The sequence below is a fragment of the Psychroserpens mesophilus genome, assembly GCF_050617655.1.
In the GTDB taxonomy this organism is placed as follows: domain Bacteria; phylum Bacteroidota; class Bacteroidia; order Flavobacteriales; family Flavobacteriaceae; genus Psychroserpens; species Psychroserpens mesophilus_A.
This window is the reverse complement of sequence record NZ_JBODQC010000389.1, coordinates 1-247: the sequence shown is the minus strand read 5'-3', so window position 1 is coordinate 247 and position 247 is coordinate 1. Positions and strand designations below refer to the sequence as shown.

The following is a 247-nucleotide window of genomic DNA, read 5'->3' as shown; positions in this document are numbered from 1 at the left end:
TGCAGTTTTTGGCTTGGTTTACGGAAAGGGCCGTCCGGAACCAAACCCACCATGAGCAACCCTCCCAAAAAGGCTAAACCTGAGGTGGCTATCAAGACCCTATTCCAAGGAACCGCATGGGTCATGTTTTTCAATAAATGGGGGAATGCGGTACCCACTACCAAGGCACCGACCAAAAAACCCAAGGATTTGCCCAGTCCTTTTTCGTAATAACCGGCGGCGACCTTCATGCCTCCGGGATAGATGC

General features: G+C 51.4%; 1 pseudogene. It reads right to left on the bottom strand.

What is annotated here, in order from left to right:
- Positions 1-247: pseudogene (locus tag ACRHNM_RS17715) on the bottom strand (MFS transporter); the annotation flags it as partial.